This is a genomic window from Pseudomonas sp. MF08817 (assembly GCF_059862705.1).
The window spans coordinates 1-20,829 of the sequence record NZ_JCBCUY010000038.1; the positions used below are offsets into that span (position 1 = coordinate 1).

Consider the following 20,829-nt stretch of genomic DNA (forward strand, 5'->3'; position numbering starts at 1 on the left):
GAGCACAAGGTCGGCAGCCTCGCGCTTGAATTCAGGAGTAAAGGAGCGGCGTTGTTTAGTCATCTGACACCTCGATCTGGCGAGCATTCTCGCCTAAATGGGTGTCCGGTTTCATTAGACCACTACATGAGGACGTCTGCCCGCTTTCGCGTGAAGTGATGTTTCAACCTCTATCCAACCCATTACAGGACGGCGTTCGCTTTTTCCTCGTTCCTTCGCCCGCACCGCCATGGGCAATTTTTACAAACGGCTTTCCCTGACGGGAGCGATACGGGATTTCCACGTTCCGCTTACTGAAGTGCGTCGGGTTAGGTGCCTGCTATCGACCGGGAGGCATGTGGGTCACGAATGCGTAGTAGAAAGACGCAGTTCCCACCTCCATTACCATTTTGGTTCGAGCGTGTAAGCCATTTCCGCTCGCTTAATTTAACGATCGTTGCGCAGATTCACGTGTGTTCACCATACCAACTATCTAGCACTTGTCCGGCCATGGCTGCCAGAAGGGTACGCCTCTCACGATTGGTACCCCGCACCTTGCGGCGCCTCGTAACATTGTCGAAGGCGCTCTTGATTCAGCCTTCTAGATTCACCCGGTGACACGGGTGGTTCCCACCAAGGGGGAACAACTTCATTAAGCGATTTCGTGTCGCACCTCCGCCCAATTATTATCAATGGGAACTGCCCCGTCATCGAGGTAGCGCGACAGCGCTGCCCAGCGTTTGAGGCTGTAATCGAGTGCTCTGCTGATAGCCGACCCTTCGGGCACAAGATCACGCTGGGCGATCATCCAGGCATGCAGCCTATCCATCACCGGTACGGCTTTTTCTTGCCGTATTCGGCGCCGTAAATCCGGCTCCAGGTTACGCACTTCGCTCTCGACTTCGTACAACAGCTGGATGTAGTGCAGGGCCTGCTCGGCGATCTGGCTCTTGTTGGTTGCGTGCAACTCAAAGAACTTGCGCCGGGCATGGGCCATGCAGCCGATCTCGGTCACGCCCAGTTCGAAGCTGGCCTTGTAACCGCCAAAATCATCGCAGACCAATTTGCCTTTCCAGCCTTGAAGGAAGTTACGAGCATGCTCGCCAGCGCGGCTGGGGCTGAAGTCGTAGACGACACCGGCTGTCTCGCAGAACTGGCTGGTGGCGTACGCCCAAACATAAGATCGGTGAGTTTTTTTCGAGCCTGGAGCAAGCATTTGCACGGGTGTTTCATCCGCGTGCATGACCTGTTGCCCGATCACTACGTCCCGCAAGGCATCGACCAGGGGCTGCAACTGCACGCCTGTCATACCAACCCACTGAGCCAACGTGGAGCGTGGAATCGCCAAGCCGGCACGACCAAAAATCGATTCCTGACGGTAAAGCGGAAGATGGTCAGCGAACTTCGCAATCATGACGTGAGCAAGTAACCCGGCCGTCGGGATGCCCTTGTCGATGACCTGTGCCGGCACTGGCGCCTGGATCAGCGTTTCGCAGTCATCGCAAACCCACTTGCCACGAACATGGCGCTCAACGGTAAACACGCCCGGTGTGTAGTCCAGCTTTTCACTGACATCTTCACCGATTCGCTTCAGTGCGCAGCCGCATGGGCAGTGAGTATTGTCCGGTTCGTGATGGATCAACGTGCGTGGGAATTCTGCCGGCAATGCCGTGCGCTTGGGCTTTTGCTTTTCCTCGGTCGCCGCTGGTGCTATTTGCAACGCCTGAAGCTCGGCCTCAATCGCCGCGATATCAGTATCGATCAGGTCATCAAGCAGGCTGGCCTGATCAGGACTCATCTGCTCACTACGCTTGGCAAACTTCAAACGCTTGAGCTGTGCGATCTCGTGGGTCAGCTTCTCGATCACCGTTTGATCGCGGTTGATCTTCTTGCCCATGGTCTCGACTTGCGACAGCAATTGCGCAGCGAATGCACGCAGTTGGTCGGGAGTCATTTGATCGAGATTAGGCGAGGAAGTCATGCCGTGGATTTTACCAAAGCAGACCGTATGCGACAGCAAGCCGAGGCCTCAATTACAGTTTTTAAAGCAGCGTGATTGCACCGCCAGCGCCAACACGTTGCCAAGGTAGGCCGAGTACCAAGGCCTGAAGTTGTTCGGTATCCAACTGCATTTCGCTGCCTTGTCGAATGCCTGGCCAGTGAAACTTGCCTTGGTTCAAGCGGCGTGCCGCCAGCCAGACGCCAATCCCATCGTGTACCAGCACCTTGACCCGAGTCGCGCGGCGATTGGCAAACAGATAGGCGCAGTGCGGCTTCGCCGCACCGAACACCGCGATCACTCTGGCCAGCGCCGTTTCAGTTCCGGCGCGCATGTCCATGGGCTCGGTGGCAAGCCAGATGGCGTCGATGCGGATCATCGCAAAAGGTCTCGAAGGAATGCGGCACAGGCAGCAGCATTATCGGTTGGCCAGTTCACTTTGACGGTGCCGCGCGGGTGCAGAATCTCAATGCTGATATTCGCTGAAGATCCGTGGACTGTTTCGTGTATAGGCAACGGGATGAATGCAGGTTGGAGCGCCGTGCTTTTCTGCGCTTGCACCCGAATCCATTTGTGGACGAGGTTCGCGTTGAGGCTATGGCTGAGGGCAACGCTGGCAATCGAAGCGCCGGGTTGGACACACTCTTGAATGACCCGGGCCTTGAAGGATTTGGAATACGAACGGCGTGTCGGCTGCATGAAATACCCGCTTAAAAGGCTAGAACTGGTGTCCACTTAAATTTAAGTGCACACCATGTCCTGGCTTCGCGGGGTCGGGTAGATGACTTGGCCGGACGCATACCTTTCATAACTTCGCCTTTGCTATGCGCGAGCTGGTGGGTCACACGCTGAAGCGCCTGGCTCCAGACGCCGAGGTGAAAAAGTGCATATGGTGGCAGCAGAAGGCAGAAGGCGTTGTCCCGGAGGTAACGCGAGTCGAGCGGTGTGTGTATGCAACGCAGGGCGGGCTTTCCAACCACTACGTGCGAACAAAGCTCCGGTTGGACTTCGCTCAGGAGTTTGAGGAGCTTCGAGATGCCGTAGTCCGTTTGAACGGGTACGTCCACATCACACCAGAAGTTTTCCTCATGGAGGAGGACGACATCGAGCACCTCGCAGTAGAAACAATCGAAGCCGTGGCCGGACTGATGGCCTGCATCCAAGAGTGCAGAGCCGCCGTCGGGGATCGTTTATCGCATGCGATCAATGATGCGACGGTCCAGCAGATTGTTGGGGAAAGTTTGGACGCTGTAGATGAGCTAGCCTCGCACTATTCCCTTGAAGAAATCTATGTGGAATCGCATGAGGTTACCAGTATTACCTCAGAGACTGTACACATCAGGGTAAGCGGTAGCATAGGGGTAACACTGCAGTGGGGATCTAACTCTGATCTCAGAAGAGGCGATGGAGCCGAATTGGATGAGTCGTTCGATTACACCTGCGAATTGACCTGCGAAGCGGCAAATCCAAATCCTGAGGCGCTAGAGTTCGTCGAAGACTCTTTGATGGTAGACACGGGCGACTGGCACGATCAAGAGGAGGATTGGATCGACTCTGCGGCGAGTACATCCGAAGACCATGAAACTCTCGATGCATCGGGCATTCGATCGGACTTCTAGGCTCAGTAGTTTAAGCACCGTCCCGTCCATAGCTATCCATTATCAAGGGCGATTATGGAGCCGAAAGCGGGACGTTCAAGCATGCTGATTCCGCCATGCATCAAATGGGTTGGCTATGTGTTGTGACACCATCTCAGTTGGCGCTATCGTCTTTCCCTGTCAACTGATCCAACGCATTAGCACCACTCTTAAACGCCGACGCAAAGATTGCTCTATTTTTCGCCATAAAAATGCTTGCGTCCTCCGCTTGTTTTTCGTCAAGACCTGGTACATTTTTAATGAGAACGGAAGTTAAAATTTCTGCCAATTCAAGCATTTGATCATGTGCATCGGCTAGTTTTCGATCCAAAAAAACCTTCTCCAAATCTCGAGTGCTTCGGTAAAGTACTTCTACTGCCATGATGGCCTCTCAAAAATTAAAGGGCTGCCTACCTGGGGCAATGCCCTGAAAAAAATTCTATCCGATGGATGTTATCTCTACGATCCGTGCTTGTCTTCATATGAACATTGATAACTAGGCATAGGTCCTTTCGAAAATCTATGCACCGCCTTCCTGTATCTGATTTGTCAGTTGGCGTCTAACGCGCTGATTTAAAACAATAAAACAAAGCATTTTGACACTAACTGGACAGGCATTAGGTGTAGAAAACAATGAACAAACGCTCCAGATCTCGGCTGCTGCGGTATACCACTTCGACGGCCATTCACCACCTCACATGCCTTCACGAAAAGTTGTCTCTACGACTACTGTGTTTTTATACAGCTAAAAGCATAGGCGAATCTTTCGGGTTTGGATAGTGGCATTTTTGCTTGCTACAGCACATGACGTGCCCCGTGCCAGCCGTTTGCCATCTAAGCTGCGCCCCTGGCCTTTTTTCTGCATGCAGAAAACCGTCACCTTCATCGCGCATGATCCGGTCGAGCCGACCTAAGGAAGTACCTCCGTGAAAATAAACTGGGCCGAAAACCTTCGCCAGAACGTCCATCAACTGGCCGAATCCCTGGGCAACCTGTTTGTCGAAACCTTCCATTACCTGGCGCTGTTCGCCATCGGTGCCGTCACAGCCTGGGCGGCAGTGATGGAGTTTTTGCAGATGATCGAAGCCGGGCACATCAAGATCGACGACATTCTGCTGCTGTTCATCTACCTCGAACTGGGTGCGATGGTGGGGATTTACTTCAAGACCAACCACATGCCCGTGCGTTTTCTGATTTACGTGGCCATCACCGCGTTGACCCGTTTGCTGATTTCCAACGTGTCGCACCACAACCCGCCGGACCTGGGGATCATTTACCTGTGTGGCGGCATTTTGCTGTTGGCGTTTGCCATTTTGGTGGTGCGTTATGCCTCGTCCCAGTACCCCTCGGTGAAGGTCGGCAGTTCGCCCCATACCAGCCGTGAAGCGCTGAACGACGACAAAGGCGAGAGTTGAGCCCAGCACCGGTGCGGCGGGCGCACCGGCCTGGAGCACAGGGCGATTGCAATTTTCCGCAACTCAGTTTGATAATGAGATCAATTACCATTCATGCCGGGCCGTGTTGCGTGTCTATTCCTTCTGATCCCAAGGTCATCCTCGCCAGCCTTTACGATGAGAATCATCGCTGGCTGCGTGCCTGGCTGTATCGGCAACTGCGTTGTCCGCAAGATGCCGCCGACCTGACCCAGGATACGTTCCTGCGGGTGTTCGACTCCCGGCAACTGGTGCGCCTGGACGAGCCCCGCGCATTCCTCAGTACGGTGGCCAAGCGCCTGCTGTTCAGTTTCTGGCGGCGCAAGCGCTTGGAGCAGGCTTATCTCGATAGCCTGGCGCTGTTGCCGGAGCAGTTTTTCCCCTCCGAAGAAGACCTGGCCTTGGTGCGCGAGGCGCTGGAGAGCATCGACCGTTTGCTGTGCGGGTTGCCGGTGCGGGTGCGGCGGATTTTCCTGCTCAGCCGTTTGGAAGGCTTGTCCCAGCCGCAGATCGCCGAAGTGGTGGGGGTTTCCCTCGCTACCGTGGAGCGCGACCTGCGCCGCGCCTTTGTGCATTGCCTTGCCGATGCGGTTCCCGCGCCATGAGCGGCGCGCGGGTAGATGCCGCCACGCACGCGGCGGTGGACTGGTTGCTGCGCCTGGAGTCGGCGGCGGATCAGGCCGGCGTGTGCGAGGCGTTTCAACGGTGGCTCAACGAAAGCCCAGCCCATCAGCAGGCGTGGCAACGGGTCAGCAGCCTGTTGCAGCAACCGATTGCCGATTTGCGCGAGGTCGAGGCCCGCAGCCCTGGCCAATTGCATGCGGCGAGCCAGGCCTTGGCCTTGCCCGACTCCCCGCAGCGGCGCCGCGTGCTGGCCGGTGGTGCGCTGATGCTGTTGTTGGGCGTGAGTGGCGCGGGGTTGGCCGATCGCGTCGCGCCCCTGGACGGGTGGCTGGCGGATTGGCGCACTGCCACCGGCGAGCGCGCCACTTTCGTGCTGGCCGATGGCAGCCGCGTGACCCTGGATGCGCGCAGCAGTGTGGACATCCACTTCGACCCCGCGCGGCGCCTGCTGCGCCTGCGCGAGGGCGTGGTGTTCGTCGACGTGGCCCGCGACGCCGGGCGGCCGTTTGTGGTCGCCACCGCGGTGGGCGAAGTGCAGGCCTTGGGCACCCAGTTCCAGGTGCGTCAGGAGGCGGGTGGCAGCCTGGTGTCGGTGCAGCAGCACAGCGTGCAGTTGACCACCCGTGGCGGTCAGCGCACCCGGCTTGAAGAGGGCCACGCGGCCTGGTTCGACGCCGCGCAGATCCAGCCGCTGGCACTGTCGTTGCGCAGCCGCACCGACTGGCGTGAGGGCCGCATCGATGTCCGCGACGAGCCCTTGGGTTCGCTGGTAGACGCTTTACGCCCGTACCGCCCCGGGTTGCTGCGCATCAGCCCGCAGGCCGCGCGGATGCGGGTTTACGGCGTGTTCCCGCTGGACGACAGCGAGCACACCCTGGCGGCGCTGGAGCAAACGCTGCCGATCAGCGTGACCCGTTATGGGCCGCTGTTGACGGTGATCGACGTGCGATGAATGCGAATTATTTGTAAAAAGTATGAGGGGGTTACTTGTCTCGTGGGTCTGGGTTGTCGATAGCCCACTACCCATGAGCGCAATTCCTATGCCCCAGTTCACTCTCCGTCCCGGCCTGCTGGCACTTGCCGTGTCCCTGGCCGTTGTTGGCCAGCCGTCGTTCGCCTTGGCCGATGCCGTCTCCGCCAGCCGCTCGGCCGCGCAGTTCTTCGACATTCCCGCCGGGAGCCTGGGCGACAGCCTCAGCCGCATTTCCCGCGAGAGTGGGCGCACGCTGTCGGTGGCGCCGGGTTTGTTGCACGGTAAAAAATCGGCGCCGGTGCGCGGCAATTTCAGCGCCGAGCAAGCCGTGTATCAGGCCCTGGCCGGCAGTGGCCTGGGCCTAGCCGTCACCGACAACGGCACCCTGAGCCTCTACCCGTTGCCCGATGACAGTGCGCTGAACCTGGCGCCGACCACCATCAACGCCCAGGCCCAGGAGAACGCCTGGGGCCCGGTGCAGGGCTACGTCGCCACGCGCACGGCGACGGCGACCAAGACCGACACACCGATCATGGAAATCCCCCAGACCATCAATGTGGTCACCGCCGACCAGGTCACCACCCAGGGCGCGCGCAACCTGACCCAGGCCTTGCGCTACACCCCAGGCATCGACACCAACGGCTACACCGACCGCAACACCATCGCCGACGAAGTGGCCAGCCGTGGTTTCGCCCCAGCCCTGTTGTACCTCGACGGCGCCTACCTGCCGTACGCCGGCAGCCTGGGCGGCGCGCCGCAGATCGACACCTACACCCTGGAGCGCATTGAAGTGCTTAAAGGCCCGGCCTCGGTGCTGTTCGGCCAGAACCAGCCCGGCGGCATGGTCAACATGGTCTCCAAGCGCCCGACCCTGGAGGCGCGCCACCAAGTCAAAATGGGCGTAGGCAGTTACGACCGGGTCAATGGTGCGTTCGATTTCAGCGGCCCAATCGACGAACAGAAAACCCTCAGCTATCGCCTCATTGGCTTGGCCAAGGACGGCAACGAGCAGGTCGACCACGCCACCGACGCTCGCACCCTGCTGGCGCCGAGCCTGACCTGGGCGCCCGACGACGCCACGGCGCTGACCCTCTACGCGCAACTGCAACGCGACAAAGCCCTGGCCGACTACCAGGCGCTGCCGGCCATCGGCACGCTGTACCGCAACGCCAAGGGCCAGCACATCGACCGCGACACCTTCCTTGGCGACTCGGACTGGAACGACTACATCCGCGATCAATACGTGTTGGGCTACGATTTTTCCCACGCCTTCAACGAAACGTTTGAGTACCGCCAGACCGCCCGTTTCACCGACGTCAACGACCGCTACAAAGGCTTCTACTTGAACCGCTTCGCCAGCCTGCCCGACGGCAGCGTCGACGACACCCGCGCCACCCGCACCAAACTCGACTGGCAGCAGCACAATAGCGCCTACACCATCGACAACAACCTGCAGAGCCGCTTCAACACCGGGCCGCTGGAACACACCCTGCTGACCGGGTTCGAGTACCGCAAATTCACCCGCAAATACACCGGCTACAACCTGTATGGCGCGGAGATCATCGACCTCTACAAGCCCAGCAACTACCCCACCATGGGCGTACCGACCCTGACCACCAAGTGGGACAACACCGTGACCCAGAAGGGCGTGTACGTGCAGGACCAGGTCAAGTTCGATCAGTTCGTCCTCACCGTGGGCCTGCGCGAAGACTGGGCCGAAATCGAAAACCGCGACTTGCTCAGCGGCAAAACCGAGCCGCAAAAAGACAAGCAATTGACCCGCCGCATTGGCCTGACTTACCTGACGGACTTTGGTTTGGCGCCCTACGTCAGTTACTCCGAATCCTTCATGCCCAACCTGGGCACCAAGGCGCCCAAGCGCGGCGGCGGGGCGTTTGCACCCATCGAGGGCGAGCAGTACGAAGTGGGGGTCAAATACCAGCCCAACGAACACAGCCTGCTGACCCTCTCGGCGTTTGAAGTGACCAAGAAAAACGTATTGACCGGTGACCTGGAATACCCCGAGTACCAGATCCAGGAAGGCGAAGTGCGCTCGCGCGGGGTGGAGTTGGAGGCCAAGGGCGTATTTGGCAATGTTGAGTTGATTGCGGCGCTGGCGTACCTGGACTCGTTCTACACCAAGAGCAACTACGGCGACGAAGGCAACCGCAACGAAGCCCAAGCACCCTGGACCGGCTCGGCGTGGGCCGATTACCACTTCACTGGCGACAGCCTGGCGGGCCTGACGCTGGGCGGCGGCGCGCGCTATACCGGGAAGAAGTTCGGCGATTCGGGCAACACCTTCAAGACCCCGTCATTCGTGGTCTACGACGCAACGGTCAGCTACGACCTGGCGCGCCTGAGCCCCAGCCTCAAAGGCGTGCAAACCAGCCTCAACGTACAGAACCTGTTCGACCGTGAATACGTCTCGGCCTGCAACTACGGGTTCGGTTGCTACTACGGCCAGGAACGCACGGCCAACCTGGAAGTGACCTACGACTGGTAAACCGCAGCAGCCCTTGGCGGCGGTGTGCCAGGCCCGTTTTACCGCCGCTTCGGGCCCGAGCGCAGGCAGGCCTGCTTGCTACAGGGCAGGTTCGGAGTGGGTTGTGAAGGAGGGCTTGGCCGGGGCGGGCAAGCCCATGCTATCGCCGTCGGTCATGGCTTCGAGTATGGCCAGGGCGCTGTGGCCCTGCTCGATGGCGATGCCGAATTGGATGCTTTGCACCACGCGTTTGAGGCGCTGTGGGTCGTTGCGTTGGGCGGTGCTGATAAGCCGTTTGGCCACCACCCGCCCGGCCTCGGACAGGGTGAGCATGATGCTGCCGTCCGGGCCCTGGATACTCAGGTTGACCTGGTACTGCGGGGCGAAGGTGTCGGTTATCAGTTGGAAAGGGTTGTCCATGAGGCGTTACCGCTGGCTGGGAACATGCACTGATTGACTCGTTGTGCGGCGGATTGGTTCGTACTAGCGCTGCAAGATTTCAGCTACAAGCGACGAGAGGTGCATCAGCATTCGACCCAGTTCACGGCCAGGCCGCCCCGTGACGTTTCTTTGTATTTGTCGTGCATGTCGGCGCCGGTATCGCGCATGGTGCGGATCACCCGGTCCAGGGAAATGAAGTGTTTGCCGTCGCCGCGCAGGGCCATTTGGGTGGCGTTGATCGCTTTGACGGCGGCGATGGCGTTGCGCTCGATGCACGGCACTTGCACCAGGCCACCGACCGGGTCGCAGGTCAGGCCGAGGTTGTGTTCCAGGCCGATTTCGGCGGCGTTTTCCAGTTGCTCTGGGGTGGCGCCGAGCACGTCCGCCAGGCCGGCGGCAGCCATGGCGCAGGCTGAGCCGACTTCGCCTTGGCAGCCCACTTCGGCGCCGGAGATGGAGGCGTTTTTCTTACACAGGATGCCGACGGCGGCGGCACCGAGGAAGAACGCCACCACGTCGTCGTCTGACGCTTGCGGGTTGAATTTCATGTAGTAGTGCAGCACCGCCGGGATGATCCCCGCCGCGCCGTTGGTGGGCGCGGTGACCATGCGCCCGCCGGCGGCGTTTTCTTCGTTGACGGCGAGGGCGAAGAGGTTGACCCATTCCATCGCCGACAAGGTGGAAGTGATGACGTTGGGCTTGCCGATTTCCAACAGGCTGCGGTGCAGTTTCGCTGCCCGGCGCGGCACATCCAGGCCTCCGGGCAGCAGGCCTTCGTGGCGCAGGCCCTGCTCGACGCATTCGCGCATCACCGCCCAGATATGCAGTAAGCCGCTGCGGATGTCGGCGTCGCTGCGCCAGGCCCGTTCGTTGGCCATCATCAGTTCGCTGACCCGTAAGCCGTGCTGATTGCACAGGGCCAGCAGTTCGGCAGCGCTGTTGAAGTCGTAGGGCAATTGCACATCGGCCGTCGGCGCGATCCCCGACTCCGCCTCGGCCGCTTCGACGATAAAACCGCCGCCTACGGAGTAATAGGTTTGTTCCCACAACAGGCCGGTATCGCCAAAGGCACTCAGGGACATGGCGTTGGGGTGGTAGGGCAGGCTCTCGTCGAGTAGCAGTAGGTCGCGCTGCCAGTCGAAGGCGATGCTGATGCGCCCGGCCAGCAGCAGTTCGCCGCTGTCACGCAACAGGGCGATGCGCGGGGCGATGCTGTTGGGGTCGATGCTGTCGGGCCATTCGCCCATCAGGCCCATGACCGTGGCGCGGTCGGTGGCATGGCCGATGCCGGTGGCGGACAACGAGCCATACAGGCGTGCCTCGACGCGCCGCACGTCCCCTAGCAAACCCTGGTCGTAAAGGGCTTGGGCGAAGGTGGCAGCGGCGCGCATCGGGCCGACGGTGTGGGAGCTGGACGGACCGATGCCGACTTTGAAGAGATCGAAAACGCTGATAGCCATGCTAAAGCCTTACAAGTAATGGAAGAAAAATCGCTGCCATTTTCTGTAGGACAAGCGTGAGGTCGGCGATACTGCCTAGCTCGGTCGCCAGTGACCAACGAAACTTCCTAAGACAGCCTTTAGCAGGACTAAACAATGAGCCGGCAATTCCATGGCCAAACCTACGTCTGGCTGCACGTGTTTTCCTGTGCGGCGCGGCACTTGTCGTTCACTCGTTGCGCCGAGGAACTGCACATCACCCCCGGCGCGGTCAGCCAGCAGATCCGGCAATTGGAAGAACGCCTGGGCTTTCGCCTGTTCCACCGCCGCGCCCGGGGCGTGGAGTTGAGCGCCGAGGGCCAGCGTTTGGCTATTACCGTCAATGAGGCCTACGGCAGCATCGACGCCGAGCTGCGCCGGCTGGATGCAGGGAGGATCAGCGGCACTTTGCGCCTGCGCTCGATCCCGTCCTTTTTGAGCAAATGGCTGACGCCGCGCCTGCCGCGCTTGCAGCAGCATTTCCCGGACATTCAGTTGCGCCTGGTGGCCGAGGACAGCAGCGTGGCGCTGCACGAAGGCGACTTTGACCTGGCCATCGACCTTAACGACGGCAGCTATCCGGGGCTGTTATCTACCACCTTGCTCGATGAGCAGATTTTCCCGGTCTGCGCGCCGAGCCTGCTGCGCGGCCGCCCACCCTTGCACGGCCCGGCAGACCTGGTGCGCTTCCCGCTGCTGCACGACATCACCGCGTGGCGCGGCAGCTACGAGTATGCGGAGTGGGAGTTCTACCTTGATGCCATCGGTTTTCACGATGCCGACGTGCGGCGCGGCCACACCTTCAACCGCAACCACCTGACCATCGAAGCGGCCATTGCCGGGATGGGTGTGGCCATCGCCCGTCGTACTTTGCTCAATGACGAGTTGGAGCGCGGCACCCTGATCGTGCCGTTTGGCGTCGCGGTGCCCAATTACAAGCGCTATATGCTGCTCTACGCCCCGGGTGCGCTGAGCCACCCGGGCGTGCGGGCGGTGCATGATTGGCTGGTGGCAGAAGCGGCGGCGTTTCGCACGTTGCACCCCGTAGCGAGCGGGCTACGCGGTAGCCCCCACGCACCCACAGAGCGACTGTTGTTGTAGTAAGCGGGCTAGCCCGCTTACTACAAAGAGAGGGTATTTTCGCAAGGCCAGTGCTTAGCTAACTCCCGACCATAACAGTGCTTTTGCCCCATGTCCGGCTTTATTTGTCTATTCGTAATTATCTTTTTTTAGGGGTTGAAATGTCGCCTTGGTGGCGCAACTCTGTAGTTAAGAGGTCGCGAATTTTCGCTTTAAGGCGTAGGCGTTGTACCTCTCGCGAGCTAGCTGAAATAAGGGAAGAACTATGCAAATCCAGGTCAATAGCGATAACCATATTCAAAGCAGTGTCCGTCTGGAGGAGTGGGTCCGTACTACCATCGAAAGCACGCTCGAACGCTATGAAGAGGACCTGACCCGTGTCGAGGTTCACCTGCGGGACGAGAACGGCGACAAGCCTGGCCCCCATGACATGCGCTGCCAACTCGAAGCACGGCCAAAAGGCCATCAGCCGGTTTCGGTAACGCACAAGGCCGATACCTTGGAGCAAGCGGTCGAAGGCGCCGCCACCAAACTTGAGCACGCGTTGGAACACCTGTTTGGCAAACTGCGCGGCAAACGCACTGCCGCCACGCCGACTGATATTTCCCCCAAGGCGAACGACGCGCTGCTGGAGGATGAATTCCTGGAAAACGAACAGGCCGCGCTCAATAGCTGACGGCTGAGTCACCCCAACGAAAACAGGCCTGCACATGCAGGCCTGTTTTGTTTTGGGCGGGGGCCAGTGATCTCCTCAGACCCTGTGGGATCTACCACTTGTCACCGCCATCGAGTACCGCCATCACGGGCAGGCTCGCTCCCACACAGGAAAAAATGAAAACCGCACCCGTACCCCCGTTCAGCTGTGGGAGCGGGCCTGCCCGCGATGGCGGTCTCACGATCGCTATCGCTGGCAAGCCAGGCTCCCACGGCGCGAGGGTTCTACAGGTTGCGGGCCACGCTCAGGGCCGAGTAGGTCTGGGCCACGGGCATGATTTCCAGGGAGTTGATGTTGACGTGGTCCGGTTGCCCGGCGATCCACGACACGGTGTTGGCCAGGTCCTGGGGTGAAATAGCGTCCACATCCTTGTACAACGCCGCCACCGCCTCATGGTTGCCGCCCAGGCGCACCATGGAAAACTCCGTGCCCGAACACAGCCCCGGCTCGATGTTGGTTACCCGCACCCGGGTGCCCGCCAGGTCGGCGCGCAGGTTGAGGCTGAACTGTTTGACGAACGCCTTGCTCGCGCCGTAGACGTTGCCGCCCGGGTACGGGTAGGTGCCGGCGATCGAGCCGATGTTGATGATGAGCCCCGCGTTGGCGGCCACCATGCCTGGCAGGATCTTGTGGGTCACCATCGCCAGCCCGGTGATGTTGGTGGCGATCATGCATTCCCAGTTCTGCGCGTCGGCGTGTTGCGCGCGCTCGATGCCCAGGGCCAGGCCGGCGTTGTTGACCAGCACGTCGATGGGCAAGGAAGAGTCGTGGATCAGCGCCACGGCGGCGTCCAGTGAGGCCGGGTCGGTGACGTCCAGGGTCAGGGGAATGAAGTTCTCCCCCAACTCCTGCTCTAATTGCGCCAGTTTGTCGGCACGCCGCGCGCCGCCGATCACCCGGTAGCCGTCGGCGATCAGTTGGCGACAAATGGCGGCGCCGAACCCGGCGGAAGCGCCGGTCACGAATGCGGTTTTCATACTGCTCTCCGGTTGAAAAATCAGGCCAGGTACTTCACGCCAAGGCTGGCGAACAGGCACAGCATCGACAGCACCAGCACTTTGCGCACCACCTCGCTGCCTTTGCGGATCGCCAGCGCGCTGCCCATGTGGTTGCCCAGGATGTTGCACAGCACCAGCGGCAGGGCCAGCAGGTAGATGACTTTGCCGGCCATGACAAAGGCCACCAGGGCGCCGATGTTCGAGGCGAAGTTGAAGGTTTTCGAGTTGGCCGAGCTGGACACCAGGTCCATCTTGAGCAGGTAGTGGAAGGCGATGATGAACATGCTGCCGGTGCCCGGGCCGAAAAAGCCGTCATAGAAGCCGATCACCATGCACGTCAGCGGCACCACGGTGTAGAGCATGGCGTTGCTCAGGGTGTGCTCCTCTACCGGGCGATCCTTGGGGGTAAGGAAAATCAGGATGCCGAACGGAATCAGCGCCAGGATGATCTTGCCCACGGTGTCTTGGGAGATGGAAATAATCAGGTGCGCGCCCAGGTAGGCGCCCAACAGGGAAAACGGCACGCCCACCAGGGCGACTTTCCAGACCATTTTGCTGTTGGCCAGAAAGTTGCGGATGGCCGCCAGCGTGCCCAGGGTGCTGACCAGTTTTTCCTGGCCCAGGGCCACTTGCGGCGGCAGGCCCACCAGCAGGAAACCCGGCACCAGAAACAGCCCGCCGCCGCCGGCGATGCTGTCGACAAACCCCGCGATAAAGGCGATGGCCCCCAGCAGCAGGATCGCGAAAACCCAGTGTTCAGCCCAAAACGATCCCAGCAGTTCCATAGCAATGTCCGATGTGTGAAAGGTGAAAAATCAGGAGAAAACTTCGTACAGGTGATCGGCGCGGGTGAAGCGCACCCGGTTCAAGTCGTTGACCGCGAACAGGCGGATCAGCCAGCGGTCGGCGCCGTCGTTGTGGGGCTCGAAACCATCGCGGGCGTGGAGCACACGCTGGTTCTTGAAGATCATGAAATCCCCCGGCAGCAGCAGGTGCGCCTCGTCGAACTGGCGCGATTCCACCAGGGCTTTCAAGGCGTTGAGGGCGCATTGCGCTTCGGCGTTCATGGCGTAGGTGTTTTCGCAATCGAGGCGGCACAGCCATTCACCGCCCAGGCCCCGCACCAGCAAGGGCAGGTGCGGGGTATGGCGGCGGTTGCTGGCGAAGGAGTCGGGGCGGCGGATCTCGAACTGCGCCTGGGTCAGGGCCTGCACCGTGGACGCGGGCAGGGCGGCGACCACCTCATCGACACTGACCAGGGTGGTATTGATGCGCGGGTCGCAGCGCATGCCGAAGAACGACAGGTACTCGGGGCAGCATGAGGCGCCTTCCAGGGTTTCCGAGGACAGCGGCAGGTCGGGGTTATCCACGTGATAAGAAAAGCGCAGCCGCGAGCCGTGGGAGCTTTTTTGTGCACCTGAGGCGCGGGCCGGGATCACGTGGCGGAACAGGCGCCCGTCGTTTTCACCCTCGTACACCACCGGGTTGATGCCCAGCAGGCTGTGCAGCGACAGGCTCACCAAGCACGCAATCGGCGTGCTTTTGGGGCTCAGCACGCCGGAGTAGGGCGTAGGCGGAATGTCGCGGTCGCGCGGGCAGTTGCGGATCACCAGGGAGGTCAGTTGCGGGTCTTCGACAAAGCGGCGGATCTGCTGGGTCAGGGCCGGGCCCAGCACGTCCTGGGCTTGTTCCTTGAGTTGGAAGTAGATGTCCTTGTTGGCTTCAAAATCCAGTGGCGTGTGGTTGAGAACGGTTTGCCAGGCGCTGGAGTTGACCCATGGCAGCCTGATTTCCAGGGAGGTGACGGCCTCGGCGGCGAACTTCGGATGTGCGCTTTCCATTTGCGGTGAAACCCCATATTCCGGTGCTTGATGCCATTAGATTTCGTGCGGCGTGGCGGCAGCACGATTGTTGTTGTGGAACCGATGGCGGCGCGTGGCGCATCGCCCTCTCGACCCGGCGGCAGCATGGTATGTGCGTCGATATTGAGTCGATTTAATAATTGTAATTATAAAAATTAAATCGATTCAATTTATTTCTTCGATGGTCCGTGTGCGTTGCGCCGCTGAGGCCGTTTAAGGTGATGATTAGAAAAGGAAATTTCCCAGTGTTTTTTTTCGTCGAAAGTGACTTGAGCGGCCAGGGAGTGGAGGTTTAAACGGTTTTCCCGGTGCAAAGGGACAGCGCCCTACAGGGCAAAAAATGCACCGTGATTGTGCGGCCGAGCGGTAGACGCGGGGGATGGGAAAGGGCTTGGTTGTCGGAAAAGTCTCAAGGGGTGTAATGATGTTAATCGGTGAATATTGCACCTAATGCTGTGCGATTACTCTTATGCTTTTTTTCATGCTAGGCTTCCGCGTTCTTGCAATTTCTGGTGTTGTCCCTATGTGGGTTCCTCAATACAGCGGCCAAGCGCAGCCGGTCTACCTGATGATCGCCGACGCCCTCGAGCGCGACATCCTCGCCGCGCGGCTGGAACCGGGTGATCGCTTGCCCACCCTCAAAGAGCTGGCCGAAACCCTGAAAGTCACGCCAGGCACCATCGGCCGTGCCTATGACGAAGCGGGCAAACGCGGTTTGGTGGTTGGCGAAGTGGGGCGCGGCACCTTCGTGCTGCACAAACGTGTGACCCAACCCGCGTCGCAGGTGCTCAAGAGCCCGGCCAGCAAGGCCGAGACGGGGCACATCGACCTGTCCATCATCAAGCCCAACGACAGCGGCATGACCGAATGGCTGCGTGGCTCCATCGTCGAGCTGGCGCAATCGCCGGGCCTGGGGCGGATCCTCGACTACACCACCGATGGCGGCCACGCGGTGCATAAAGAAGCGGGCGCGGCGTGGGTGCAGCGCAGCCTGCCGCAGGCGTCCTGGCAGCAGATCGTGATTACCGCCGGTGCCCAGCATGGCTTGCTGGTGGCTATCAGCAGCCTGTCGCAGGCCAACCAGGTGATTCTTTGCGAGGAATACTGCTACCCCGGCATCATCTCCCTGGCCCACAGCCTGGGCCGGCGCCTCAAGGGTGTGCAGGTGGATGAGTTCGGCCTGGTGCCCGAGTCGCTGCGCCAGATGTGCATCGAGCATCGCCCGGCGCTGCTGATCTGCGTGACCACCCACCAGAACCCGACCAACTCGATCATGCCCGCCGAACGGCGCGCCGAAATCGCGCAGATCGCCCGCGAGTTCGACCTGTTCATCATCGACGACGATATCTACGGCTTCCTCGAAACCCGCAACGTCCACCAGCCACTGTCGGCCTACGCGCCGGAGCGCTCGGTGTACCTGACCAGCCTGTCCAAGAGCATCCTGCCGGCGCTGCGCATCGGCTACCTGTATGCACCGGCCGAAACCCTGTCGCGGTTGTCGTCCATGGTGCGCAGCAGCGTATGGATGCCCTCGCCGCTGATGGCGCAACTGGCCAGCAACCTTATCAACAGCGGCATGGGCGCCGAACTGGTGAAAGTGCAGCAGGACGAGGCCGCGCAGCGCCAGCAAATGGCCCTGGAGATCCTCGGCGGCTACGACATCCGCAGCCAGCCCAACAGCTTCCATATCTGGCTGGAATTGCCGCAGCCGTGGACCAGTGACGAGTTCGCCAACCTGGCGCGGGCCAACGGGGTGACGGTGGTCAGCGGCAGCCAGTTCCTGGCCCAGCGCACAGGGTCTACCCGGGGAGTGCGCATCGCACTGATGACGCCAACCCGCGAAGAACTGGCCTTCGCCCTGACCAAACTCGCCAGCCTCCTGGCCGCGCCGGAGCCGCGGTTGTTCTATTGAGGCAAGCCAGCCCCCACAGGCTGGCAATGCCAATCCAACACCTGCCCAACCTTTGTGGGAGCGGGCCCGCCCGCGATGACGCCCTCCAGATCGCCCTCGCTGGCAAGCCAGACTCCCACAGGCCAGCAATGCCCATCCGACGCCCGCCCACCCTCTGTGGGAGCGGGCCCGCCCGCGATGACGCCCTTCAGATCGCCCTCGCTGGCAAGCCAGGCTCCCACGATGTTGCCCCAGCGCCCTTGGCCGGTGGCGCCGGCGAAGTGTCCTACTCGGTAATAAGGCTTTGGCGCTTGACCGTGCGAACAGGAGTATTTTGCAAACGAGAATATTTATCATTATACTGTGCCCCATCAAGGTGCGGGTCCGGCGTTATGGCCGCAGCGCACGTCATGGGTTTCAAGGTCGAAACATGAAAAGCAAAAACGGCGCGTTGCCGGTTTCCTATCGCCTGGCAGTGACCTCACGGGTACTGGCGGCGGTCTTCGGTGGTTATCTGCTGGCGGCGTTGGCCAGCGTGTGCATGACGGCGTTGCTGCCCATCTCCCGTGCGGATGCGGTGGCCAGTGGGATGATGACGTCGTTTTTGGTGTACCTGGTGGCGGTGCTCTGGTGCTTTGCCTGCCGCACGGCGTTGCAGGCGTGGTTGGGGTTGGGCGTGCCGGGCGCGGTACTGGCCACTGTCAGTGCGCTGGCCTACTGGGTGGGGCGCACATGAAAGAGGGCTTTCGCCAGGCGATGGCCTGGCTGCATACCTGGACCGGGCTAATTTTCGGCTGGCTGCTGTTTGCGATTTTTCTGACAGGCACCCTGTCGTACTTCAAGGATGAAATGACCCATTGGATGCAGCCCCTGCCGCCGGTGCACAGCGTCAACGCCGAGCAAAGCGTTGCCCTGGCGCAAGGTTACCTGCAGGCGCATGCCCAAGGCGCGGCGCGCTGGTTTATCGGCCTGCCGCACGAGCGCCAACCGGGCCTCTCCGTGGCCTGGCAACGGCCGGCCAAGAACGAGGGCGAGCGCGGCGAGTTCTTCGACAAAGTGCTCGACCCGCTGACCGGCGCCGAGCGAGTGAGCCACGACACCGCTGGCGGCAACTTCTTTTACCGCTTCCATTTTCAATTGCAGATGCCCTATCCGTGGGGGCGCTGGCTATCGACTGCGGCGGCCATGGTGATGCTGATCGCGCTGGTCACGGGGATCATCACCCACAAGAAAATCTTCAAGGACTTCTTCACCTTCCGCCCGCGCAAGGGCCAGCGCTCTTGGCTCGACGGTCACAACGCGGTGGGCGTGTTGGTGCTGCCGTTCCACCTGATGATTACCTACAGCAGCCTGGTGATCTTCATGACGTTGGTTATGCCGGCCAGCATCGTGGCCAGTTACGGCAACGATTCCCGGGCATTTTTCAAGGAGGCGTTTCCCTCTAACAACAACCTGCCGGCCGCCGGGCAACCCGGGCAGTTGCTGCCCCTGGCGCCGTTTTTGGCCCAGGCGCGCGAGCACTGGGCCGGCGGGCGAGCGGGGCGCCTAACGGTGAACCACCCGGGGGACGCCAACGCTTCGGTCAACGTCTTCCCCCACAACGCCGACCACGTGGTGCAGGATTTCGGCCGCTCCCTGTCCTTTGGTGGTATCGATGGCCAACTGCTCAAAGAGGCTGTGCCGCAATCGCTGCCGATGGCCATTGGCGGCAGTTTTGTGGGCCTGCACATGGGCCTGTTCGCCGGGCCGGTGCTGCGCTGGCTGTACTTCCTCTGTGGCCTGGCCGGCACGGCGATGATCGGCACCGGGCTGGTGATCTGGCTCGGCAAACGCCAGTTGAAACACGCCAAGAGCGGGGTAATGCCGTTCGAGTTGCGCCTGGTAGAGGTGCTCAACATCGCCAGCATGGCTGGGTTGGTGCTGGCGGTGGCGGTGTTCTTCTGGGCCAATCGCCTGCTGCCCGCGCAATTTGCTGAGCGGGCCGACTGGGAAGTGAACAGCTTCTTCATCGCCTGGGGCTTGAGCCTGCTCCACGCGGTGCTGCGGCCTGGGTGCCGGGCCTGGGTCGAGCAACTGGGGCTGGCGGCCCTGCTGTTTATCGCGGTGCCGCTGCTCAATGCCCTGACCACCGGCCAACATGTGCTGGCCTCTATGGCCGGCGGCGACTGGATCATGGCCGGGTTCGACCTGACCTGCCTGGGCAGCGGCCTGTTCCTGGCCTGGGCTGCCTGGAAAATGCAGCGCCCGGCCCCGCAGAAAGCGCCCGCCCAACCCCGCGCCGAACGCCCGCGGCCCTTGCCCGCCAACCCCGAGGTGACCTGAATGCTGCTGCCATCGCTGCTGTGCTACAGCGGCTTCACCGCCCTGTGCCTGGCCATGGACCGCCATCACCACGACCTGCTGGGCCGCAAACCCACCGCCGGCCAACGCCTGGCCCTGTGCCTGGGCGGTTGGCTGCTGCTGGCGCTGTCGCTCGCCGCGGCCCTCACCGCCGCCGATTGGGGCCTGGGATTGGTGCAGTGGTGCGCGGTGCTGATGGGCAGTGCCTTGCTACTGGTGGTGCTGTTGCCCTATCGCCCACGGCTGGCGCTGGGAGTCGCGGGGGTAGGGTTGGTGGTGAGTCCGGCGGTATGGGCATTGATCTAGCCGCCCCACCTTGTTTATGGGCGTAATGTGGCGTTCAGTTTTTTAAACGCGATTGGCCGCGACCCAGAGTGAGTCGTAAGGAAGCTTGCAGCGTAACGTGCGAAGTACTTTTAAGCGGGAATTGATGTGCCGCTGCAACAGGGCTGAGGTGTCCGGCCTTTGCGTTAGTTTATTTGTTTGGGATAGTCCGGGATAAGTGGCTTTCAATAAGGGCTAAGGGTGGCGATGTTCTGCCTGTAGGTAACTTGTTGTTGCGAGATACCAACTAAATAAGTTGTATGGCCCGTTCCAATGCGGGAAATGCTAGTTGAAAGATGGACACCTAAGTTGTGGGTAGGGCACGGGCGGGTTTTGGAGTGGCTGCGCGCAAACCGATAGGCGGGTGTTTATGTGTCTCTATATTGTCCCGAAAAATAAACAAGCACTCATGGCTCAGGCAAGTTCCTGGCGAAGTGGCATCTGATCGGCAGGGTATTGGATAAGGCGTTTATTCTGGCTGATTTGAAAGAATATATGTACGCCACTAGGCGTGGCGCAATAAGTTTGAATACTGTCCTGCCGTGGCACAAGAGTACTTGAGCCACGGGC

Annotated in this window: 18 protein-coding genes and 2 pseudogenes; 11 read left to right on the top strand and 9 right to left on the bottom strand. The window is 60.7% G+C overall.

Going from position 1 to position 20,829, the window contains the following annotated elements; all coding sequences use genetic code 11:
- Positions 1 to 652 precede the first annotated feature (652 nt).
- The 3 genes and pseudogenes from AC19YR_RS20625 to tnpA form a co-directional block, all read right to left on the bottom strand.
- Positions 653 to 1,960: pseudogene (locus AC19YR_RS20625) on the bottom strand (IS66-like element ISPpu19 family transposase); the annotation flags it as partial.
- 61 nt (positions 1,961 to 2,021) lie between these two features.
- Positions 2,022 to 2,357 (bottom strand): IS66 family insertion sequence element accessory protein TnpB, encoded by a 336-nt coding sequence (gene tnpB / locus AC19YR_RS20630; RefSeq protein WP_177147105.1) that lies wholly within the window; start codon positions 2,355 to 2,357, stop codon positions 2,022 to 2,024.
- A complete protein-coding gene (gene tnpA / locus AC19YR_RS20635; RefSeq protein WP_177056695.1) occupies positions 2,354 to 2,677 on the bottom strand; it encodes an IS66-like element accessory protein TnpA in 324 nt (107 codons plus the stop codon). Before tnpA ends, tnpB begins: the two co-directional genes overlap by 4 nt.
- Before the next feature lie 113 nt (positions 2,678 to 2,790).
- On the opposite strand from tnpA, the pseudogene AC19YR_RS20640 reads away from it, so the two are divergent.
- Positions 2,791 to 3,597 (top strand): annotated as a pseudogene (locus tag AC19YR_RS20640) (pPIWI-associating nuclease domain-containing protein); the annotation flags it as partial.
- 133 nt (positions 3,598 to 3,730) lie between these two features.
- Here AC19YR_RS20640 and AC19YR_RS20645 read toward each other — a convergent pair.
- The gene (locus AC19YR_RS20645) at positions 3,731 to 3,997 is read right to left on the bottom strand and encodes a YebG family protein (protein WP_034137100.1); all 267 of its coding nucleotides are present in this window, start codon (positions 3,995 to 3,997) and stop codon (positions 3,731 to 3,733) included.
- A 544-nt stretch (positions 3,998 to 4,541) separates the two neighbouring features.
- On the opposite strand from AC19YR_RS20645, the gene AC19YR_RS20650 reads away from it, so the two are divergent.
- From AC19YR_RS20650 to AC19YR_RS20665, 4 genes are all read left to right on the top strand, one after another.
- The gene (locus tag AC19YR_RS20650; RefSeq protein WP_095107889.1) at positions 4,542 to 5,030 is read left to right on the top strand and encodes a phosphate-starvation-inducible protein PsiE; all 489 of its coding nucleotides are present in this window, start codon (positions 4,542 to 4,544) and stop codon (positions 5,028 to 5,030) included.
- A gap of 110 nt (positions 5,031 to 5,140) precedes the next feature.
- Complete coding sequence (locus AC19YR_RS20655; RefSeq protein ID WP_500599939.1) at positions 5,141 to 5,653, top strand: sigma-70 family RNA polymerase sigma factor; 513 nt, start codon at positions 5,141 to 5,143, stop codon at positions 5,651 to 5,653.
- Positions 5,650 to 6,624, top strand: a complete 975-nt coding sequence (locus AC19YR_RS20660) for a FecR family protein (protein ID WP_500599941.1) — start codon at positions 5,650 to 5,652, stop codon at positions 6,622 to 6,624. Before AC19YR_RS20655 ends, AC19YR_RS20660 begins: the two co-directional genes overlap by 4 nt.
- Positions 6,625 to 6,712: 88 nt before the next feature.
- Positions 6,713 to 9,151: a TonB-dependent siderophore receptor gene (locus AC19YR_RS20665; protein ID WP_500599942.1), complete on the top strand. Its 2,439-nt coding sequence runs from the start codon at positions 6,713 to 6,715 to the stop codon at positions 9,149 to 9,151.
- Between the two features lie 78 nt (positions 9,152 to 9,229).
- Here AC19YR_RS20665 and AC19YR_RS20670 read toward each other — a convergent pair whose 3' ends face one another.
- Positions 9,230 to 9,550 (bottom strand): DUF3509 domain-containing protein, encoded by a 321-nt coding sequence (locus AC19YR_RS20670; protein ID WP_500599944.1) that lies wholly within the window; start codon positions 9,548 to 9,550, stop codon positions 9,230 to 9,232.
- A gap of 104 nt (positions 9,551 to 9,654) precedes the next feature.
- Positions 9,655 to 11,031 (bottom strand): L-serine ammonia-lyase, encoded by a 1,377-nt coding sequence (locus tag AC19YR_RS20675; RefSeq protein ID WP_095107891.1) that lies wholly within the window; start codon positions 11,029 to 11,031, stop codon positions 9,655 to 9,657.
- 135 nt (positions 11,032 to 11,166) lie between these two features.
- Here AC19YR_RS20675 and AC19YR_RS20680 point away from each other — a divergent pair, with 135 nt between their 5' ends.
- Both AC19YR_RS20680 and AC19YR_RS20685 read left to right on the top strand, forming a co-directional pair.
- Complete coding sequence (locus AC19YR_RS20680; RefSeq protein WP_500599946.1) at positions 11,167 to 12,150, top strand: LysR substrate-binding domain-containing protein; 984 nt, start codon at positions 11,167 to 11,169, stop codon at positions 12,148 to 12,150.
- 244 nt (positions 12,151 to 12,394) lie between these two features.
- The gene (locus AC19YR_RS20685; RefSeq protein WP_095107893.1) at positions 12,395 to 12,805 is read left to right on the top strand and encodes an HPF/RaiA family ribosome-associated protein; all 411 of its coding nucleotides are present in this window, start codon (positions 12,395 to 12,397) and stop codon (positions 12,803 to 12,805) included.
- A 263-nt stretch (positions 12,806 to 13,068) separates the two neighbouring features.
- On the opposite strand, the gene AC19YR_RS20690 is transcribed toward AC19YR_RS20685, so the two are convergent.
- Genes AC19YR_RS20690 through AC19YR_RS20700 form a run of 3 tightly spaced genes read right to left on the bottom strand, consistent with a single transcriptional unit; the run spans position 13,069 to position 15,683 of the window.
- Positions 13,069 to 13,821, bottom strand: coding sequence for an SDR family NAD(P)-dependent oxidoreductase (locus AC19YR_RS20690; RefSeq protein WP_095107894.1), 753 nt, complete (start codon positions 13,819 to 13,821; stop codon positions 13,069 to 13,071).
- A 20-nt stretch (positions 13,822 to 13,841) separates the two neighbouring features.
- Positions 13,842 to 14,627 (bottom strand): sulfite exporter TauE/SafE family protein, encoded by a 786-nt coding sequence (locus tag AC19YR_RS20695; RefSeq protein WP_500599949.1) that lies wholly within the window; start codon positions 14,625 to 14,627, stop codon positions 13,842 to 13,844.
- A 30-nt stretch (positions 14,628 to 14,657) separates the two neighbouring features.
- The gene (locus tag AC19YR_RS20700; protein WP_500599951.1) at positions 14,658 to 15,683 is read right to left on the bottom strand and encodes a TauD/TfdA family dioxygenase; all 1,026 of its coding nucleotides are present in this window, start codon (positions 15,681 to 15,683) and stop codon (positions 14,658 to 14,660) included.
- Between the two features lie 544 nt (positions 15,684 to 16,227).
- Here AC19YR_RS20700 and AC19YR_RS20705 point away from each other — a divergent pair.
- The 4 genes from AC19YR_RS20705 to AC19YR_RS20720 all read left to right on the top strand — a co-directional run bounded on the left by AC19YR_RS20705 (position 16,228) and on the right by AC19YR_RS20720 (position 20,241).
- A complete protein-coding gene (locus tag AC19YR_RS20705; protein WP_095107897.1) occupies positions 16,228 to 17,616 on the top strand; it encodes an aminotransferase-like domain-containing protein in 1,389 nt (462 codons plus the stop codon).
- Between the two features lie 409 nt (positions 17,617 to 18,025).
- Complete coding sequence (locus tag AC19YR_RS20710) at positions 18,026 to 18,331, top strand: DUF3649 domain-containing protein (protein ID WP_095107898.1); 306 nt, start codon at positions 18,026 to 18,028, stop codon at positions 18,329 to 18,331.
- Positions 18,328 to 19,917: a PepSY-associated TM helix domain-containing protein gene (locus AC19YR_RS20715; RefSeq protein ID WP_500599953.1), complete on the top strand. Its 1,590-nt coding sequence runs from the start codon at positions 18,328 to 18,330 to the stop codon at positions 19,915 to 19,917. The genes AC19YR_RS20710 and AC19YR_RS20715 overlap by 4 nt, the downstream gene beginning before the upstream one ends.
- Positions 19,918 to 20,241 (top strand): DUF3325 domain-containing protein, encoded by a 324-nt coding sequence (locus AC19YR_RS20720; RefSeq protein ID WP_095107900.1) that lies wholly within the window; start codon positions 19,918 to 19,920, stop codon positions 20,239 to 20,241.
- The last annotated feature ends 588 nt before the right edge of the window (positions 20,242 to 20,829 follow it).

Bases quoted from the DNA above. Each gene is read 5' to 3' on its own strand.
- tnpB (WP_177147105.1), bottom strand. From the start codon at position 2,357: ATGATCCGCATCGACGCCATCTGGCTTGCCACCGAGCCCATGGACATG.
- tnpA (WP_177056695.1), bottom strand. From the start codon at position 2,677: ATGCAGCCGACACGCCGTTCGTATTCCAAATCCTTCAAGGCCCGGGTC.
- AC19YR_RS20645 (WP_034137100.1), bottom strand. From the start codon at position 3,997: ATGGCAGTAGAAGTACTTTACCGAAGCACTCGAGATTTGGAGAAGGTT.
- AC19YR_RS20660 (WP_500599941.1), top strand. From the start codon at position 5,650: ATGAGCGGCGCGCGGGTAGATGCCGCCACGCACGCGGCGGTGGACTGG.
- AC19YR_RS20665 (WP_500599942.1), top strand. From the start codon at position 6,713: ATGCCCCAGTTCACTCTCCGTCCCGGCCTGCTGGCACTTGCCGTGTCC.
- AC19YR_RS20670 (WP_500599944.1), bottom strand. From the start codon at position 9,550: ATGGACAACCCTTTCCAACTGATAACCGACACCTTCGCCCCGCAGTAC.
- AC19YR_RS20675 (WP_095107891.1), bottom strand. From the start codon at position 11,031: ATGGCTATCAGCGTTTTCGATCTCTTCAAAGTCGGCATCGGTCCGTCC.
- AC19YR_RS20680 (WP_500599946.1), top strand. From the start codon at position 11,167: ATGAGCCGGCAATTCCATGGCCAAACCTACGTCTGGCTGCACGTGTTT.
- AC19YR_RS20685 (WP_095107893.1), top strand. From the start codon at position 12,395: ATGCAAATCCAGGTCAATAGCGATAACCATATTCAAAGCAGTGTCCGT.
- AC19YR_RS20690 (WP_095107894.1), bottom strand. From the start codon at position 13,821: ATGAAAACCGCATTCGTGACCGGCGCTTCCGCCGGGTTCGGCGCCGCC.
- AC19YR_RS20695 (WP_500599949.1), bottom strand. From the start codon at position 14,627: ATGGAACTGCTGGGATCGTTTTGGGCTGAACACTGGGTTTTCGCGATC.
- AC19YR_RS20700 (WP_500599951.1), bottom strand. From the start codon at position 15,683: ATGGAAAGCGCACATCCGAAGTTCGCCGCCGAGGCCGTCACCTCCCTG.
- AC19YR_RS20705 (WP_095107897.1), top strand. From the start codon at position 16,228: ATGTGGGTTCCTCAATACAGCGGCCAAGCGCAGCCGGTCTACCTGATG.
- AC19YR_RS20710 (WP_095107898.1), top strand. From the start codon at position 18,026: ATGAAAAGCAAAAACGGCGCGTTGCCGGTTTCCTATCGCCTGGCAGTG.
- AC19YR_RS20715 (WP_500599953.1), top strand. From the start codon at position 18,328: ATGAAAGAGGGCTTTCGCCAGGCGATGGCCTGGCTGCATACCTGGACC.
- AC19YR_RS20720 (WP_095107900.1), top strand. From the start codon at position 19,918: ATGCTGCTGCCATCGCTGCTGTGCTACAGCGGCTTCACCGCCCTGTGC.